This is a genomic window from Pseudidiomarina mangrovi (assembly GCF_003999375.1).
GTDB lineage: Bacteria > Pseudomonadota > Gammaproteobacteria > Enterobacterales > Alteromonadaceae > Pseudidiomarina > Pseudidiomarina mangrovi.
The window spans coordinates 62,379-78,760 of sequence record NZ_RJLC01000008.1; the positions used below are offsets into that span (position 1 = coordinate 62,379).

Below are 16,382 nucleotides of genomic sequence, written 5' to 3' on the forward strand. Positions count from 1 at the left end.
GTCGGTAGGCACTGGGTGAGGTTTAGAAACGATACCCCACCGACAGGGAGATAGTCCGTGGGTCGCCGTAGTAACCCACGATAGTGTCTTCACCACCTAAGCCAGGCGCAGTGATATTACCACTGGCATCGCGCGCCGCAGCGAAGTTGTAACCGGCTAAGCGGTACACTTTATCGCCGAGGTTTTTGGCGTGTAAACCAACATTCCATTTACCATCATCGGAATACCAGGTCACGCTAGTGTTGATCACACTGTAGCCACCCATATCCAGCATTGACGGCACCTCGAAGATCTGCGTTTCACTGCGATACGCCATGTTGCCTGACCAAACCACTTGGCCGAAGTCGGTCATAAAGGTTTGATTGAAGCCAAGGTTAGTGGACCATTCTGGAGTGTTGGCAAACGACCAGATATTCGATACATCGGTGTTTTGCTGAGTGACTGGGTCAAAGAACACCACTTGGTCAAAATCGGCGTTGATGTTACCGATGCTGGCAGTGACATTTAAACTATCAGTCAATGCTGCTTGGGCTTCAATTTCAAAGCCACGTACGGTTGCTTCAGCCGCGTTCAACACTTGCGAAGCCACACCAGCTGGAACCGCACGTTGCACGGTGACTTGCATGTCGGTGTAGTCAGAGCTGAATACTGCCGCATTCAAGCGCATACGACCATCTAACAGCTCAGTTTTAACACCGAATTCAAGGGTGTCGACTTCTTCTGGGTCATATGGGTTTGAGGCATTCGGGTTCAATGACACGTCGGCACGCATGTCGACGCCACCTGACTTAAAGCCGTTGCTGAAGCTGGCATAGTACATGGTGTCATCAGTGGCTTTATAGCGCACGCTGGCATGCGGCGAGAATTTGCTCCAATCGGCTTCAGTAGTGAAGTCCGAGTTGGTGGCAAATAAGGTGCCATCGTTGGTGTTCGGATAACGCAAGCCAAGGTAGCTAAAGCGATACACATCAGCTTTTTTGTCATCATTGGTATAACGACCACCTAAAGTGACCGACCATTGGTCGTCAATTTGGTAGGTGCCCTGACCAAATAACGCGGTGCTCTTGGTATCAACACAGCCGCCGTTTTCAACGGTAAAGCCACCAAACAGGCGCGGCAATAAGGTACCGAATACGCCACAGGCTTCGCCATCATAGTAGTAATAACCACCCACGAAATCGAAGTTATCACCGGTGTAGGAGAACTGGAATTCTTGGCTGAATTGCTCATCGGCATAGATGGCCGGGACCAGTAATGCGCCAGCGCCGGTGGAGTCAAAGTCAATATTGGTATCGGTATCGCCTTCACGTTGCGCGGTCACCGATTTGAACGACCAATTGGCGTTGATATCCCAATCCACAGTCATCGACATGCCCTCGGTCTCGACCAAGTTGTCGGTTGACATGGAGGTTTTTGAATCATACACGCTGTCTAATGGCTGGTCGCCAGTCAATAAACTTGGCGTTAACCGATAACCGCCTTTGGCGTTGGATTCGTCCTTAGTTTTATCGTACGAGAACTTCACTGAGACATCATCTGAGGCCAACCAACGCGCGCTCAAACGCCCAGTCATCAAGTCTTTGTTGTAGTTTTCTTCGCCGACGTTGATAAATTCACCAAAACCATCGCGGTTCAGCACTGCAACCGCAGCACCGACAAAAAAGTTATCGCTAAGCGCCGTTTGCCCAGAGACTTTCAGGTCGCGCTGGTTGTAACTACCAATAGCGCCTTGCAGGTACAGTTCATCGTCACCTGTTAATTCTTTGGTGACGTATTTCATCGCGCCGCCAATGGTGTTCTTACCGTACAGCGTGCCTTGCGGGCCTCGTAGTACTTCAATGCGCTGAACATCAAACACTTCCAGTACCGCGCCTTGTGGCCGCGCTACGTAAACGTCATCAATATAAATACCCACACCTGGCTCAAAGCCCCACAATGGATCTTGCTGGCCGACACCGCGAATATACGCCGTTAAGGTGGAGTTAGTACCGCGACTCACTTGCAGCGTGGTGTTAGGAATGCGTTGTTGTAGCTCGGTGATATCTTCAACGCCAATCTCTTCAAGATCTTGCGCGCTAAACGAACTCACCGCGACGGGCACTTCTTGTAAGCTCTCGGTCTTACGGCGTGCTGTAACCTCGATACGCTCTAGGCCGGCAAATTCTTGCTCGTTGGTTTGTGCTTGTTGAGCCTGCGCAGTAGTCGGCAGGGTAACCACTGCCGCGATAGCTAGAGCTACCAAAGAGTGGCGAAAATTGGGTTGACTCATGATGTCGTGCTCCCGGTTATTATTTGAATAAGTTGTCATGGCACAGCTACCCTAGCCCAATCTTGCATGTTTGTATTCTGTACGTTAGTACTATGTAAAAATCACCGCTACTGCCGCATAGTGTTCATCAGCTTCAGCGGATAGCGCTGGTGGTACAGGTCATGGCACACCTGAAACCCAACCAATCTTAGAGGTATTGCATGTTAAGCATGATTGGACTAATCGGCGGATTAACCCTGCTTATTGTTCTCACCCTACGCGGTATGAACTTATTTATTAGTGCGCCACTGTGTGCCGTGCTGGTGGCATTGTGTAGCAACGTAGCGTTATTTCAAGGCGAAGTGAACTTCGTTAGCGCTTATATGAACGGTTTTGCCGGCTTTGTCGCGTCGTGGTTCTTTATGTTCCTGCTCGGCTCGCTGTTCGGCAAGTTTATGGAAGATACCGGCGCCGCTGACAGTGTGGCGAAATTTATTATCCAGCGCTTGGGCCGCAAACAGGCGGTGTTAGCCGTGGTCTTAGCCTGTGCCATTCTGACCTACGGTGGCGTGAGCGTATTTGTGGTGGCGTTTTCGGTGTATCCGATGGCGCTGTCATTGTTTAAAGATGCCGATTTACCGCGCCGGTTTATCCCCGCAGCCTTAGCCTTTGGCTCGGTGACTTTTACGATGACCTCGGCCGGTTCGCCAGAAATTCAAAACTGGATCCCAATTCAATACCTCGGTACCTCGCCTTATGCAGCCTGGGAAGTCAGCTTATTTGTGGCGATTTTGATGGCGTTATTCGGCTATTGGTGGTTAAAAAAGTTGATCACCAAGGCGGTGGCCAATGGTGAACGTTTTCAGGGCCGCCAAGGCGATCCGCAATTGCTGGATCGGCCTCTGCCTTCGCCGATTAGTGGCTTGATTCCGCTACTGGTGGTACTGACCTTAAGCTTTATCTTCCACGACTCACTCAAACAAAATGCCTTAATCGTAGCCTTAAGCGGCGGCGTGCTGGCGCTGGCTATCATCAACTACAAATTCTTTCATGATGTCAGTAAAGCCATATCTGAGGCCTCAACCGGTGCCTTAGTGGCTATTGGTAACACTGCTGCGGTGGTCGGCTTTGGTAGCGTGGCGAAAATCACTCCGGCCTTTAACGAGGCGGTTGCGGTGATGACCAATCTACCCGGCAACGAATTGGTGGGCGCCGCAGTTGCGGTCAGTGTTATTGCTGGCCTTACTGGCTCAGCCTCAGGCGGCCAAGCCATTGCCCTGCCGCTGATTGGTCCGCATTACCTGGATGCTGGGGTCAATCCGGATCAACTGCATCGTATTGTGGCGATTTCGTCGGGTGCGCTGGATTCACTGCCACACAATGGCTACGTGGTCACCACCATTCGCGGTATCTGTAACGAGACGCACAAAGATGCCTACTGGGCGGTGGCCGCAGTGACTGTAGTGGTACCGTTGTTAGGCTTGATCACAGCGATTAGTTTATTCATTTGGTGGTAGGGTAAACATGTTTGAAGTCACGCAAGATACGCAGCCGGCGCTGGCCGGCGCCATGCAGAACAGCCAATTGCTGATCATCGATTTGTTGCGCCATGCGGTGCGTCGTCATCCGCAGCAACAGGTGGTTAGCCGACGCCTAGAAGGCGATATTCACCGCTATAGTTATGCCGATTGCTATGCCCGTAGCTGTCAGTTAGCGCATGCCCTCGATGCGCTTGGCGTGCAACCGGGCGAGCGCGTTGCTAGCTTAGCTTGGAATACCTATCGCCACATGGAGCTGTATTACGCAGTGGCCGGTGTTGGTGCGGTATTGCATACCGTCAACCCACGCTTATTTGCCGAGCAAATTCGCTGGATCTTAGATGATGCTGAAGCACAGTGGCTGTTTGTAGATATTAGTTTTGCTGGCTTATTAGCGGAGTTTGCCGATCAATTGCAGAGCGTGAAAGGCATCGTCATGCTCTGTGATGCTGAACACATGCCGAGCGCTGCTTTGGCGCCGATCAAGCTACCGATCATGGTCTACGAGCAGTTATTGGCTGATCAGCCGCAGAGCTACCGGTGGCCAATTATTCCCGAACATAGCGCGGCGTTGTTGTGCTATACCTCTGGCACCACCGGCAACCCTAAAGGCGTACTCAGCTCGCATCGCGCTATGGTGTTGCATGCCCAAGCCACTGCCAGTGGCGAGCTGTTAGCTCTCAACGCGGATACCGTGTTATTGCCGGTGGTTGCGATGTACCATGCCGGTGCTTGGGGCGCGCCTTATGCCGCGCCGTTAGCCGGCTGTAAACTAGTATTACCAGGTGCTGGTATGTCGGGTGAGGCGCTGCAACAGCTGATTGCTGACGAGGGTGTTACGGTGGGCTTAGCGGTACCAACCATCTGGCTCACTCTGCATACCTATGCCCAGCAACAGCAGCTCAGTTTAGCGCCTTTGCAACGGGTTTGTGTAGGTGGTGCGGCGTCACCATTGGGCTTAGTGAAAACCTATGCGGAACACTACAATATTTACTGGCAACCCATTTGGGGTATGACCGAGACCGGCCCACTGGCCTGCTCGGCACCGCCTGAGCCGTGGCTGCTAGCGCTGCCCGCTGAGCAGCGTTATGCCATTCAAACTACCGCCGGCCGTGCTTGTTTTGGCGTGGAGATGCAAATCGTTAATGCCGACGGCCAGCCGCTACCGCATGATGGTGTCAGCAGTGGTGAGCTGCGCGTGCGCGGGCCATGGATAGCCAGCAGTTACTTTCGCCGTAGCGATGCCGACACCTTCGCTGACGGCTGGTTAGCCACCGGTGATATTGCGGTGATTGACGCTCAGGGCTATATGAAAGTGGTCGATCGCAAAAAAGATGTGATTAAGAGCGGCGGTGAATGGATTAGCTCACTGGATATTGAAAATATTTGTAGCCAACACCCTGATGTGCATGAAAGTTGTGTGATTGGCGCCAAGCACCCGAAATGGGATGAGCGGCCGATTTTATTGCTCGTTGCTAAACCGGGTAAAACCATTGATGGTGCTGCTATTGAGGCCTTTTTGAGCGAACGAATCGCCAAATGGTGGATGCCGGATGCCATTATTGTGGTGGCAGAACTACCGCATACCGGCACCGGCAAACTGATCAAAAATGAGCTGCGCAAACAGTACCAAAATTACCTAATGGAGAAACAATCATGATGCGTTCAATCGTTGCCCTTGTGCTACTGGCGCTCAGCCTGATGAGCGCGGCCAGCCAGGCCGAACTGCTGGTGCAGAAGCAAGCCTTCACGCTTGAGAACTACACCACTATTGGCGGCAAAACCATTGCTGAAGTGACCATTGGCTGGGAGAGCTACGGCCAGCTCAATGACGCCAAAGATAACGTAATTCTGATCACCCATTTTTTCTCCGGTAATAGCCACGCCGCTGGCAAATATAGCAGTGCCGACCCGCTGCCCGGTTATTGGGATGCCATTATTGGCCCCGGCAAAGCGATTGATACCGACAAATACTTTGTCATTAGTTCTGACACTTTGGTCAACGCCTTCCCGCATGACCCAAATGTCATCACCACTGGCCCAGCGTCAATTAATCCAGCCACTGGCAAGCCCTATGGCCTCGATTTTCCGGTGGTCACTATTGCTGACTTTGTACAGGTGCAACACGCGCTGATCAGCAGTCTTGGCATTGAAAAACTGCACGCGGTGATGGGGCCATCGATGGGTTCGTTGCAAGCGATTGAATGGGCAGCACGCTACCCAGACCAGGTGGAGCGCATGATTTCAGTGATTGGCACCGGCGCCATGGACGCTTGGTCGATCATGGCCCTTGAGCATTGGGCGCGGGCGATTAAAACCGACCCGAACTGGAATAATGGCAATTATTATGGTGCTGAGGCCCCGCTGCTGGGTGTGACCAATGCGCTGGCGCTGATCACGCAGTACGCCATGCATCCACTGAGCATGAATATGCGCTCGCCGGCACCCACCGTGCTGCCAGAAGCCGGTTTAGCCAGCGTTACCAATAGCTTGCCCGAGTTAGATTTCTTATTTGCCTCAGCGGCGCTGCGAGCGCCCATGGCCGACGCTAACCATATCCTGTATTTGGTGCGCGCCAACCAACTATTTGTTGCCGGTCATAACACCGATTTAGCCACTGGCCTGAGTGCTATCAAAGCTAAGACGTTGTTTTTACCAGCCAGCAATGACTTACTGTTACAGCCCTATTTGGCCAAACAAACCGTCGAGTTACTGCAACAGCAAGGCAAAACACCGCAGTACGAAGAAATCAGCGGTATTTGGGGCCATCTCGACGGCCTGTTTAGTATCAGCAGCAAAGCCGAGACTATTCGGGAGTTTTTAGCCACGCCTTAACCGCCGAGCCGACCACGTAAGCGGTCTTTCAGCTGGTCTTGTAGGCCCTCCTTAAGTTGGGCCTCAAGCAATTCTTTGAGCTGGGCGTCACGGCTTTCGGCGCTACCGAGCAAGCTATTTATCAGCTCTAAGTCGGCTTCGCCATTACCCAGTAAGCCGGCGGTTTGCTGTTGCAAGCCACTACTGAACTGCGCTAGCTCGGCCTTGCCAAGGTCCATAGCGGCGCTTTGTAGGGCACCACCGAGCTGGCGATCGAGATCTGAGCGTAAACTGAGCTGCGGTGCGGTCATAGCGCCGCTAACCCCTACCTGCATGTCCAACTGCTGTAAGCCATTGAGCGCACTTGCGACCACTTGCGCCCATTTATTCTCAGCGCTGGCATTGATATTCAGTTGATTCAGCCGTACCGTGCTATCGCCTTCTAGCACGCCATTACGCAAGGCCACACGACCCTCGCTATCGAGCAAAGCCGAGACGATTTCGGCGATAAATTGCGGCTGATCGCTAAGCCCCAACTGAGCCAGTTGTACACCACCGAGCTGCCACTGCTGCCGCGCGTTCACACCAGTATCCAGCAGGCTTAGCTCACCGTTAAGTTGCAAGCTCTGCCAACGCTCGGTATTACTAGCCCGCGCGCTATACACGGTAGGCTGACCCAGTAACTCATGTTGATGGGTGATATTTTCCCAGTCCACGGCGATCACCGTGCCAGCGACGTCAAACTCGGTCACCGCTTGCTTGATCAAAAACTCTGGCGCGCTGTCACTACCGGCAAAACTAAACCACACGCCCTCACCACGCTGCGGCTGAATATCTTCCACGGCACCAGCGCGATTCAATAATGGCGCCAATTGCTCATAGGCTAACAACAAGTAATGACTCCACTGGCGCATTTGCTCGCCAAATAGCACGCTGGTAATTTCGGCTAAGCCTTCGCCATTGAGCTGGAGCAGCTGTTGTACGCGCTCTAGGTCCTGTTGCGGGGCTTCGCGTAGCGCTTTTAAATCAGCTTCTACGTTAGCCTTTACATCCGCTACAAGTTGCTTAAAATCGGCGATTTTCTGCCGATCTTCGGCGAATTTCGCGCGCAATTGCTCAAACTTCTGCTTACGCTCGGCGAGCTTGGTGATATCACCCATATCGCCCATATCGCCCTCATTGAGCGCTTTCAGTTGGCTTTGATAGTCACTGATGGTTGCTTCACTGGGCAAATTAGCGCGCGCTGCTTCAAGGCGCTGCTTTATGTCAGCAAAATTAGCTTGGGCTTGGGCAACTGCGGCGGGGGTTTTGAGGTCAATACGCGCTACCACCTCATCGACATTCGGCACCTCGAGATTCAGTGCCGCCAAGGCGTCGCCAGCCCAATCTTTCAGATCCTCCTGACTCGGCGCCTGATAGACCTCGCCAGCACTCGCGCGTGGCTGGTCAACGCGGATACCACTCGCTACCACTTGCTCAAAGTGTAAACGCCCAAGCAACAGTTGCTCGACATTCAAAGTGCCTTGCACATCACCCACCAGCAAGCGATTTTGCTGCGGCGCAGCGGGGTCGGTCATTTGTACGCCAATGACCCGAACACCGAGTGGCGACCAAGTATGTTCAACGCGCTCAATATTCACCTCAGCGCCGTTTAAGGCGCCGAGGCTGCGCTCCATGCTCCAGCGTAAAATGCTATCGAGCAATAACCAGGAAAAGGCCACCAACAGCCCCACAATAACCGCAAAGGCGGCGAGGCCGGGCCAACGTATTGCGCTGTTACGAATGGTTTTTGTGTTCATGCTAATTACCCCCGTAGCGACTCATACAATGACCAGAACTTACTGGCTTTAAGCAGCTGCACGACCCGCAACTGGTTCACCCGAGCTTGAATACGCTGCCGGTATTGCTTCACCAACCAATAGCTGACCACCAGTAGCAGCGGTGCTAGGGCTAAACTGAACAACATGCTGCCCATAGTAATGCTGTGATGGAACTGCACCACGCGCCAGGCCGCTGAGCTGTAGAGCGACTGCCATAATGGTTGCCAGGTCTCGGCCGATAACACGGCTACGCCCCACTGATGGAATAATGGGTCGAGCGCAAAGGCTAAGCCGGAGCAGACTAAGAAGCTCAGAATAAAGGCGCTGAGATTGACGCGGAACAGCAGCGCAATTAATAGAATGACCAAGTTATGCACCCGCCATAATGGCGTGAACCCCATGATCATGCCGAGCATAAAAGCAAATGCCAAGGCCCAGGCACCGGTCTCGGAATTTAACGCTTTGAATAATTTCGCCAGTAATCGCAGCATAATCGCATCGCCTCCTATGGCCACTGCAAAAAGTCAAAAGTGAGCTAGACTATAGCTAATTTCTAAAGAATAGCTCACATAGCTCTAACAGACTAAAAATTTACGTATTTTTTCGCCCGAGATGCTTGTAATGAAGGGCCACCGCAGTTGACAATGAGCACCTCTTAGCAATGGAGTGGACATGCAAAACTCTGCACTGATTATTCTTGAAGATATCACCGATTGGCAGCCCTACTACCCCAGTCAAGCCACCGTCACCGCAAGTGAGTACTTGCAGCAACAACAGCAATCAGCCGGCCCTCGCACCCAAATACTGAACCTCTGTGGTGATTTGAGCTATTTGTCCACGGGCTACTATGTCAGCTTGCTGGCAGAAGCGCGCGGGCAACGGGTGATGCCGTCGGTATCGACCATTAATGATCTGGCCAACTTTAGTCATTACCAGCTGTTACTGGCGAATACCGACAAACATTTGAATAAATTTCTCGCCGCTGCTGACACCACTCAGCCGCTGAAAGTGCTGATTTGTTTTGGTCACAGTGAACACCCACAGCTGACCAACTTTGCCCGGCAAATGTTTGACCGCTACCCGTGCCCGATGATTTGGGTTGAGTTCCACTATCAAGGCCGCTGGTTTATTAATCGCTTATACGCCGGTGATATGGGAGAATTAAATGATGCCCAGCAGACCTTTTTCGGTAACTCGCTGGATAACTTCAGCAAACGGGTATGGCGTAAGGCCCGTGCACCGCGCGAATATCGCTATGATTTGGCTATTTTACATGACCCTAATGAAGCCATACCCACCAGCGATAAAAAGGCCTTACAACGTTTTATTAAAGCTGCCAAAGATGCCGACATTGATGCCGAATTGATCACCGCCGCCGATTACAATCGGCTGTTAGAGTTTGATGCGCTATTTATTCGCGAGACCACTCGTATTAATCATTACACCTATCACTTTGCCAAAAAAGCAGAAGCCAATGGCATGGTAGTGATTGACGCACCTGGATCGATTTTACAGTGTGCCAACAAAGTGTTTTTGAAAGAGCTGCTCGATAAGCACAATATTCCAACGCCGCGCACCGAGTTGTTGCTGAATCAGCAAGATATCGATTTTGCCAAAATTGGCCAACGGCTGGGTTATCCAGTGGTACTGAAAATTCCAGATGGCTCGTTTTCAATTGGCGTAGAAAAAGCCGAGAACGAGGCCGAATTCCGTAAAGTAGCCGCTGAGCTATTCAATAAGTCGACCATTTTGCTGGCTCAGGAATTTGTTAAAACTGACTTTGACTGGCGCATTGGGGTGATCAACAACCGCCCTATTTATGCCTGTAAATACCTGATGGCGCGCAACCATTGGCAAATATACAACCACGCCAGCGCTAGCAGCCGTGGCAAAACCGGGGGCTTCGAAACCGTGGGTATTCACCAAGTGCCCAAAGAGGTGGTGAAAACTGCGCTGCAGGCAACCCGTTTGATTGGTGATGGTTTGTACGGTGTTGACCTCAAAGTCACCCATAAAGGCCCAGTCATCATTGAAATCAATGATAATCCATCAATTGAATCGGGGGTTGAAGATTTGCTGATTGGCGATGAGCTGTATCACATTATCATGCGCGATTTTGCCCGACGTCTCGATGAAAAATAACCTCAATGCACAGATTCGGCCAGCCACGCTGGCCGACCTGGATGCTCTAGTCGCCCTCGAAGCCGCTACCTTCAACTACAGTCAAATGGGCCGTGCCAGCTTTCGGCGCTTGCTGCAGGCACCCAGTGCGCACTTTCATGTGGCCTGTGGGGCTGAGCACACCCTATTGGGCTATTATCTGTTACTGACACGCAGCAATAGTAAGCGTTGGCGTTTGTATTCCATTGCCACCAGCGCCCAAGCCCGCGGTATGGGGCTTGGTCGGGCGTTACTCGAACATGCCATTGATTACGCTCGCCAGCAGGGCGCTGGCGAGTTAAGCCTTGAAGTAAAAACCGACAATAAAGCAGCGATTGCGCTGTACCAAGCACTCGATTTTGCCGTGGTTGATTTGCTACTGAACTACTACGACGATGATCATGCGAGTGACGGCTATCGCATGCGCCTATCACTGTGACAGCAGCGTAGCCGTTAGCCACGAACATCTGGAAAATCAGTAAATAAACCATCCACGCCATGGCGCTGTAGCCACTGTAATAGCTGTTCGTAGGAACTCACGCCGGCTGGCAATTGGTCGCGGCGCAAGGTATACACATGCACTTTTAAGCCAGCCGCATGAGCATTTTCTACCACGCGGCTAAATTGCGGTTGCTGCTGGTCATCCACACCTTCTAGTACATGCTCGATCCATAACCCCACACCATGTGCATAGGTTCGCAGGCTTTCTAATCCGGCTGCCGTTAGCATGGCATCGTAATCAACTGGGCTCTCGTTCCAACTATTATGAGCAATCAGCTGAATAAGCGGGATCATGGTGAGATGAAATTCGCGCTGTAAGCGCCGCAGCACCTCTGGATCAAAACTTTGCAAATAAATCGCTGTCGGCGGCTGCTCGGTCAAATACTGATGCTGTTTAAGTACTTTCACCACCGCTTGAGTGACATCGTATTGTTGCTCGCGATGCCAACGCGCCGCTTTAATCTCAATATAAACGCCGACATTACGCTGGCGACTGACATTTAAATGCTTAATTAAGCTGAGCTGTTCAGCTAGGCTCATAATGGTGAAATGCGGATGACCACCTTGATATCGCTGTGGAAAAAGTTGCCCAGCCTGACTAGCATGGCGACGTTCATTAACGGTTAGTTGCTGCAATTCAGCAAAGCTAAAATCAATGGCATAGTAGCTACCATTAGCGCGCTTACGTTCAGGAAACACGCTAGCGACGTTAGTCACCGCATCGAGTTTTACATCGTGCAGTACCACCGGCACATGGTCGCGGCTGAGTACCACATCTTGCTCGATGAAGTCAGCATTCATGGCATGCGCCATCACCACTGCTGCCGCGGTGTGCTCCGGCACATAACCCGATGCCCCGCGATGGGCAATGATCAGCGGCTGATGCTGTTGCGCCAAGGCGCTCACGCTCGGCTGCGCGGCCATCCACAGCGCGGCGATACTGGTGATAAATTTAGTGCGAAGAGGCATACCAAACACGTTCACCGTTTTCACGGTAACGCCCTATCAGTTGATCAATCGGTTCAATGGCTAAGCTGAGGCCACGCTGTACGAGATACTCATCGTTATAGAGTTTCGACGCCGAGCGTTCACCTAAATCGCAAGCAAAGGTCACGATGGTCTTGCCGGGCCCATGCAATAGCGCCGCTTGTAACGCCGCCGCGACATTCAAGGCCGAGCTACTGCCCAGAACCAGGCTGTCTTGCTCACGCACATAGCGTGACAAGCTGACTAAATCTTGGTCGGGCAAATTCACCGCCGCATCAATCTGCGCCATGCGGAAGTTTTCCACCAAGCGCATAATGCCGATGCCCTCGGTCATTGAACTACCCTGCGATTGATACTGGCCGGTTTTGAGATAACTGTAGATACCTGAGCCATCGGGGTCGGCTAACCAAATCTGGCAATCTGGCTGCTGTTCTTTGAAAAATTTAGAGTTACCGCCAATGGTGCCGCCGGTGCCGGCCACCGAAACAAAAATATCAATCGCACCATTGGTTTGCTGCCAAATTTCTGGGCCGGTATGCAAGTAGTGAGCACGGGCATTGCTGGTATTTTCAAACTGATTAGCCCACCAATAGTCATCGCGCGATTCCGCCAAGCGGCGGGCGGTATGATAAAAATGGTTAGGGTCTTTAAATGGCACCGGATTAACGGTTTTTAGCTCAGCCCCATAGAGGCTGATCATGCGTTGTTTTTCCGGACTTTGGTCGTTCGGCATCACCGCCAGCATATTCAAACCGAAACTCTTCGCTACTAGGGCTAAACCAATGCCGGTGTTACCAGCAGTGCCCTCAACGATGGTCATGCCGGGCTGTAATGCGCCACTGGCAAAAGCATCTTCTATCATTTGTAGCGCCGCCCGATCTTTGATCGAGCCACCTGGATTTTGTGATTCTAACTTCAACCATATTTCGCAGCCTGTCAGTTTTGACAGTGAGCGCAATAACAACATATCGGTGTGACCAATCAGCGCTGTGGGGCGATCGACCTGACGCATAACGACCTCATGACTTCTAGTTAACGGAGTGGCTGCTGTTGGTGCGCATCACCGCTGCAGCGCCAACTAGCGCGGCAACCGTCGGTGCTGACCTGTTGGCATTGTTTGAGAATGACGCGATTGGCACCGATATCGGCAGCTGCCAGCTTTAACCGCAGCAGCGCTTCAGCTTGGCTGGCGGCTGGCTGCATCATAGTGGCTTGGCAAGAGATACCGACCACGTCACCGAGTGCGGTAAAGTTCACGTCGCGGCGGGACAATTCATACGGGCGCATAAACTCAACCGCCTCAATACGTTGTTGCTCGGCGGCACTCAAGCCGCTGTCGGCTTGACTCGCACAAGCGCTCACAAGCGTCAGCACCATGGTACTCAGCACAACGGCACAGAGTGTTTTAGTGCGTAACATACCAGTCTCCTACTCTGACCTGACATCAGCACTCACATTACCGACTTGAGCGGGTGGTTGTCCAGAAGCTTTCGCCATAAGGTAGATCCGTTTGCTGGGCTGCACCAACATAGCGCAGGCACTGCTTGGATTGCACCACTAGAACACATTAGCGCTGAATAAAAATAACTATTTATATATAAATCAATACATTAAAAACTGGCATGGTTATTGCTACCGAGTTATAGAGTCTCCCACTCTCTCGCCAGCAAGGAGTCACTATGCAACTGGTTATCGCTATTATTAAACCTTCGAAATTAACCGATGTGCGTGATGCGCTCGCCGCAGTTGGTTGTCGCGGCATGACGGTCACTGAAGTACGCGGCTTTGGTCGACAACAGGGTCATACTGAACTGTATCGTGGTGCCGAGTATCGCATCGACCTTCTGCCCAAACTACGCCTCGATATTGCCGTGACCGACCCGCAATTAAACGCGGTCATCGACGCTATCGTAGAGGCCGCTCACAGTGGCCAAACCGGAGATGGCAAAGTGTTTGTCATGCCGCTGCTGCAAGCCATTCGCATTCGTACTGGCGAAATCAACGCCAACGCGATTTAGAGGACCCTACCATGCCAATAGAACAGACTGCTGTAGATACCTTAAGTTATGCACTCAATACCTTTTATTTGTTAATAAGTGCCGCGCTGGTGATGTGGATGGCCGCTGGCTTTGCGATGCTGGAAGCCGGCTTGGTCCGCAGTAAAAATACTGCAGAAATTTTAGTCAAGAACATGCTGCTGTATGCGATTGCCTGCGTCTGCTATTTGTTGGTTGGTTATCGCTTAATGTATGGCGACGTGCAGACCCCCTCGCACGCCCCAGCCGCTAACTTTTTCTTTCAAGTAGTGTTTGTTGCTACCGCTATGTCGATCATCTCCGGTGCTGTGGCTGAACGCATGAAACTAAAAAGCTTCTTGGTTTTTTGTGTGGTCATGTGTGGTTTTATTTATCCAATCCAAGGATCGTGGAGTTGGGGCGGCGGCTTTCTCGCTGACGCGGGTTTCCGTGACTTTGCTGGCTCAGGTATTGTCCATCTAGTGGGTGCCGCAGCGGCCCTAGCCGGAGTGTTACTGCTCGGCCCACGCAAAGGCAAATACGGTCACAGCGGTGCTATTTACCCGATTCCTGGGGCTAATATGCCATTGGCTAGCTTAGGTACCTTTATTTTATGGTTTGGCTGGTTTGGCTTTAATGCCGGTTCACAACTGCAACTGACAGGTATCGACAATACTAACGCCGTGGCCGCGGCCTTTGTTAACACCAATGCCGCTGCGGCTACCGGTGCCATTGCCGCCTATGTGGTGACACAGTGGCGTTGGGGTAAAGCCGATCTCACGATGATTTTAAATGGCGCTTTAGCTGGCTTGGTCGCCATCACCGCAGCTCCAGTCACGCCATCACCCTACCTCGCCAGTGCCATTGGTGCCGGTGCCGGGGTGTTAGTCATCATCAGTATCTATGCCTTGGAGCGGTTACGCATTGATGACCCGGTAGGCGCCATTTCGGTGCATGGTGTGGTCGGTATTTATGGCCTGTTGGCAGTGGTCTGGAGCGACCCTGAAGCGCAGCTGCTAGCCCAGCTCATTGGCATCGGCGTTCTCGCAGGTTGGAGTTTCGCTGTCAGCGCCGTGGTCTGGTGGCTGTTAAAACGCAGTATGGGCTTACGCATTCATGCTGAGGCGGAGTACGTCGGCGCCGATGTCAGCGAATGTGGTCTTGAAGCGTATCCAGAATTTGTCAGTGTACGCCGCCCTTAATGACAGCATCAGCAACAGTCATTACGACTGTTGCTGATTAAAATCGGTCATGAAAATTTGCCAGCTGGCCATGAACAACGCCGCCACTAACGGCCCAATAACAAAGCCGTGAATACCGAACAAGGCAATACCGCCAATGGTTGAAAATAGCACCACATAGTCGGGTAACTTGGTATCACGACCGACTAATAATGGCCGCAGTACGTTATCCGCTAAACCAATGACCAAGGCCCCATAAGCCATCAAAATAGTACCGCTAACCCAATCACCGCTGGCAAATAAATAGAGACTGACCGGGAGCCAAATCAACGCCGCACCAACAGCCGGGATCAGTGACAATAACGCCATCACCACCCCCCATAAAAATGGCCCGGGAATCGCTAAGATCCAAAAGATAATGCCACCGAGGGCGCCCTGTACCAGCGCTACCACTAAATTCCCTTTCACCGTTGCCCGGGTCACTTCAGAGAACTTTTGCAGTAATGCTTGCTCGCGTTCATCCCCTAATGGCAGCGCTTTAATAATCAGCTGCTGCAATTTGTCACCATCGCGGAGCAGGAAAAATGCCAGGTACAGCATGAGTGCCAGGCTCATTAAAAAGCCAAAGGTATTCTGCCCAATGGCGAGGGTTTCACGCGCCATAAAGCCACTCACGCTTTTTACCAATTCGGTTAAATTGTCGCGCACTGATTCACCGGTGATGCCAAACTCAACTAAGGCAGCATCGAGCACCGGGAAGGCATCACGCAATTTTTGCACAGCTTGGCGCGGGTCAAATTCGCCGGAATCGAGGCGCTGATAAAACTGTACACCTTCTTGAATAAAGGCCGAGCCAATAAAGGCAACCGGCACAATCACCACAATCATGCACAGCAATAGTGTCAACAAGGCGACGGTATTCGGGTACTTAGGCAGGCGCTGATGCAAGCGTTGTTGCAGTGGCGCAAAAATAACTACAATTGCACAGGCCCAAAAAATAGCGCCCCAAAATGGCCATAAAATGGCACCAAATGCCACACTGACGGCAGCTAAAAAGAGTAAAAAGGCACGCCGTTCCAATTGTTCGCGTTGCGCTGACATGGTCTGTCCTTGTGCTT

The 16,382-nt window shown here is 52.0% G+C and carries 14 protein-coding genes; 7 read left to right on the plus strand and 7 right to left on the minus strand.

What is annotated here, in order from left to right; genetic code table 11:
* Positions 1 to 22 precede the first annotated feature (22 nt).
* Positions 23 to 2,269: a TonB-dependent receptor gene (locus EFO84_RS02495; RefSeq protein ID WP_127346494.1), complete on the minus strand. Its 2,247-nt coding sequence runs from the start codon at positions 2,267 to 2,269 to the stop codon at positions 23 to 25.
* A gap of 200 nt (positions 2,270 to 2,469) precedes the next feature.
* Here EFO84_RS02495 and EFO84_RS02500 point away from each other — a divergent pair, with 200 nt between their 5' ends.
* From EFO84_RS02500 to EFO84_RS02510, 3 genes are read left to right on the plus strand one after another with little or no spacing between them, the layout of a single operon-like run.
* The gene (locus EFO84_RS02500) at positions 2,470 to 3,765 is read left to right on the plus strand and encodes a GntP family permease (RefSeq protein ID WP_127346495.1); all 1,296 of its coding nucleotides are present in this window, start codon (positions 2,470 to 2,472) and stop codon (positions 3,763 to 3,765) included.
* A 7-nt stretch (positions 3,766 to 3,772) separates the two neighbouring features.
* Positions 3,773 to 5,446, plus strand: a complete 1,674-nt coding sequence (locus EFO84_RS02505; protein ID WP_240642630.1) for a long-chain fatty acid--CoA ligase — start codon at positions 3,773 to 3,775, stop codon at positions 5,444 to 5,446.
* A complete protein-coding gene (locus EFO84_RS02510) occupies positions 5,446 to 6,621 on the plus strand; it encodes an E22 family MetX-like putative esterase (protein WP_127346577.1) in 1,176 nt (391 codons plus the stop codon). The genes EFO84_RS02505 and EFO84_RS02510 overlap by 1 nt, the downstream gene beginning before the upstream one ends.
* Here EFO84_RS02510 and EFO84_RS02515 read toward each other — a convergent pair.
* Positions 6,618 to 8,399, minus strand: coding sequence for a TIGR03545 family protein (locus EFO84_RS02515; protein WP_127346496.1), 1,782 nt, complete (start codon positions 8,397 to 8,399; stop codon positions 6,618 to 6,620). The genes EFO84_RS02510 and EFO84_RS02515 overlap by 4 nt on opposite strands.
* 5 nt (positions 8,400 to 8,404) lie before the next feature.
* A complete protein-coding gene (locus EFO84_RS02520; RefSeq protein ID WP_127346497.1) occupies positions 8,405 to 8,911 on the minus strand; it encodes a TIGR03546 family protein in 507 nt (168 codons plus the stop codon).
* A 181-nt stretch (positions 8,912 to 9,092) separates the two neighbouring features.
* On the opposite strand from EFO84_RS02520, the gene EFO84_RS02525 reads away from it, so the two are divergent.
* Entirely contained in the window at positions 9,093 to 10,562 is a 1,470-nt protein-coding gene (locus tag EFO84_RS02525; RefSeq protein WP_127346498.1) for a RimK family ATP-grasp domain-containing protein, read from the plus strand.
* Entirely contained in the window at positions 10,552 to 11,019 is a 468-nt protein-coding gene (locus EFO84_RS02530; RefSeq protein ID WP_127346499.1) for a GNAT family N-acetyltransferase, read from the plus strand. The genes EFO84_RS02525 and EFO84_RS02530 overlap by 11 nt, the downstream gene beginning before the upstream one ends.
* Positions 11,020 to 11,033: 14 nt before the next feature.
* Here EFO84_RS02530 and glpQ read toward each other — a convergent pair whose 3' ends face one another.
* From glpQ to rcsF, 3 genes are read right to left on the minus strand one after another with little or no spacing between them, the layout of a single operon-like run.
* Entirely contained in the window at positions 11,034 to 12,050 is a 1,017-nt protein-coding gene (glpQ, locus tag EFO84_RS02535) for a glycerophosphodiester phosphodiesterase (RefSeq protein WP_127346579.1), read from the minus strand.
* On the minus strand, positions 12,034 to 13,080 hold the full coding sequence (locus tag EFO84_RS02540) for a cysteine synthase A (RefSeq protein ID WP_127346500.1): 1,047 nt from the start codon (positions 13,078 to 13,080) through the stop codon (positions 12,034 to 12,036). The genes glpQ and EFO84_RS02540 overlap by 17 nt, the downstream gene beginning before the upstream one ends.
* A gap of 20 nt (positions 13,081 to 13,100) precedes the next feature.
* Positions 13,101 to 13,487 (minus strand): Rcs stress response system protein RcsF, encoded by a 387-nt coding sequence (rcsF, locus tag EFO84_RS02545; protein ID WP_127346501.1) that lies wholly within the window; start codon positions 13,485 to 13,487, stop codon positions 13,101 to 13,103.
* A gap of 260 nt (positions 13,488 to 13,747) precedes the next feature.
* Between rcsF and EFO84_RS02550 the strand changes: the two genes are divergently transcribed.
* The gene (locus tag EFO84_RS02550; RefSeq protein ID WP_127346502.1) at positions 13,748 to 14,086 is read left to right on the plus strand and encodes a P-II family nitrogen regulator; all 339 of its coding nucleotides are present in this window, start codon (positions 13,748 to 13,750) and stop codon (positions 14,084 to 14,086) included.
* 11 nt (positions 14,087 to 14,097) lie between these two features.
* A complete protein-coding gene (locus EFO84_RS02555) occupies positions 14,098 to 15,285 on the plus strand; it encodes an ammonium transporter family protein (protein WP_127346503.1) in 1,188 nt (395 codons plus the stop codon).
* A 21-nt stretch (positions 15,286 to 15,306) separates the two neighbouring features.
* Here EFO84_RS02555 and EFO84_RS02560 read toward each other — a convergent pair whose 3' ends face one another.
* Entirely contained in the window at positions 15,307 to 16,365 is a 1,059-nt protein-coding gene (locus EFO84_RS02560) for an AI-2E family transporter (RefSeq protein ID WP_127346504.1), read from the minus strand.
* Positions 16,366 to 16,382: the final 17 nt, after the last annotated feature.

Bases quoted from the DNA above. Each gene is read 5' to 3' on its own strand.
- EFO84_RS02505 (WP_240642630.1), top strand. From the start codon at position 3,773: ATGTTTGAAGTCACGCAAGATACGCAGCCGGCGCTGGCCGGCGCCATG.
- EFO84_RS02515 (WP_127346496.1), bottom strand. From the start codon at position 8,399: ATGAACACAAAAACCATTCGTAACAGCGCAATACGTTGGCCCGGCCTC.
- glpQ (WP_127346579.1), bottom strand. From the start codon at position 12,050: ATGCCTCTTCGCACTAAATTTATCACCAGTATCGCCGCGCTGTGGATG.
- EFO84_RS02555 (WP_127346503.1), top strand. From the start codon at position 14,098: ATGCCAATAGAACAGACTGCTGTAGATACCTTAAGTTATGCACTCAAT.
- EFO84_RS02510 (WP_127346577.1), top strand. From the start codon at position 5,446: ATGCGTTCAATCGTTGCCCTTGTGCTACTGGCGCTCAGCCTGATGAGC.
- EFO84_RS02560 (WP_127346504.1), bottom strand. From the start codon at position 16,365: ATGTCAGCGCAACGCGAACAATTGGAACGGCGTGCCTTTTTACTCTTT.
- EFO84_RS02495 (WP_127346494.1), bottom strand. From the start codon at position 2,269: ATGAGTCAACCCAATTTTCGCCACTCTTTGGTAGCTCTAGCTATCGCG.
- EFO84_RS02525 (WP_127346498.1), top strand. From the start codon at position 9,093: ATGCAAAACTCTGCACTGATTATTCTTGAAGATATCACCGATTGGCAG.
- EFO84_RS02540 (WP_127346500.1), bottom strand. From the start codon at position 13,080: ATGCGTCAGGTCGATCGCCCCACAGCGCTGATTGGTCACACCGATATG.
- EFO84_RS02520 (WP_127346497.1), bottom strand. From the start codon at position 8,911: ATGCTGCGATTACTGGCGAAATTATTCAAAGCGTTAAATTCCGAGACC.
- rcsF (WP_127346501.1), bottom strand. From the start codon at position 13,487: ATGTTACGCACTAAAACACTCTGTGCCGTTGTGCTGAGTACCATGGTG.
- EFO84_RS02500 (WP_127346495.1), top strand. From the start codon at position 2,470: ATGTTAAGCATGATTGGACTAATCGGCGGATTAACCCTGCTTATTGTT.
- EFO84_RS02550 (WP_127346502.1), top strand. From the start codon at position 13,748: ATGCAACTGGTTATCGCTATTATTAAACCTTCGAAATTAACCGATGTG.
- EFO84_RS02530 (WP_127346499.1), top strand. From the start codon at position 10,552: ATGAAAAATAACCTCAATGCACAGATTCGGCCAGCCACGCTGGCCGAC.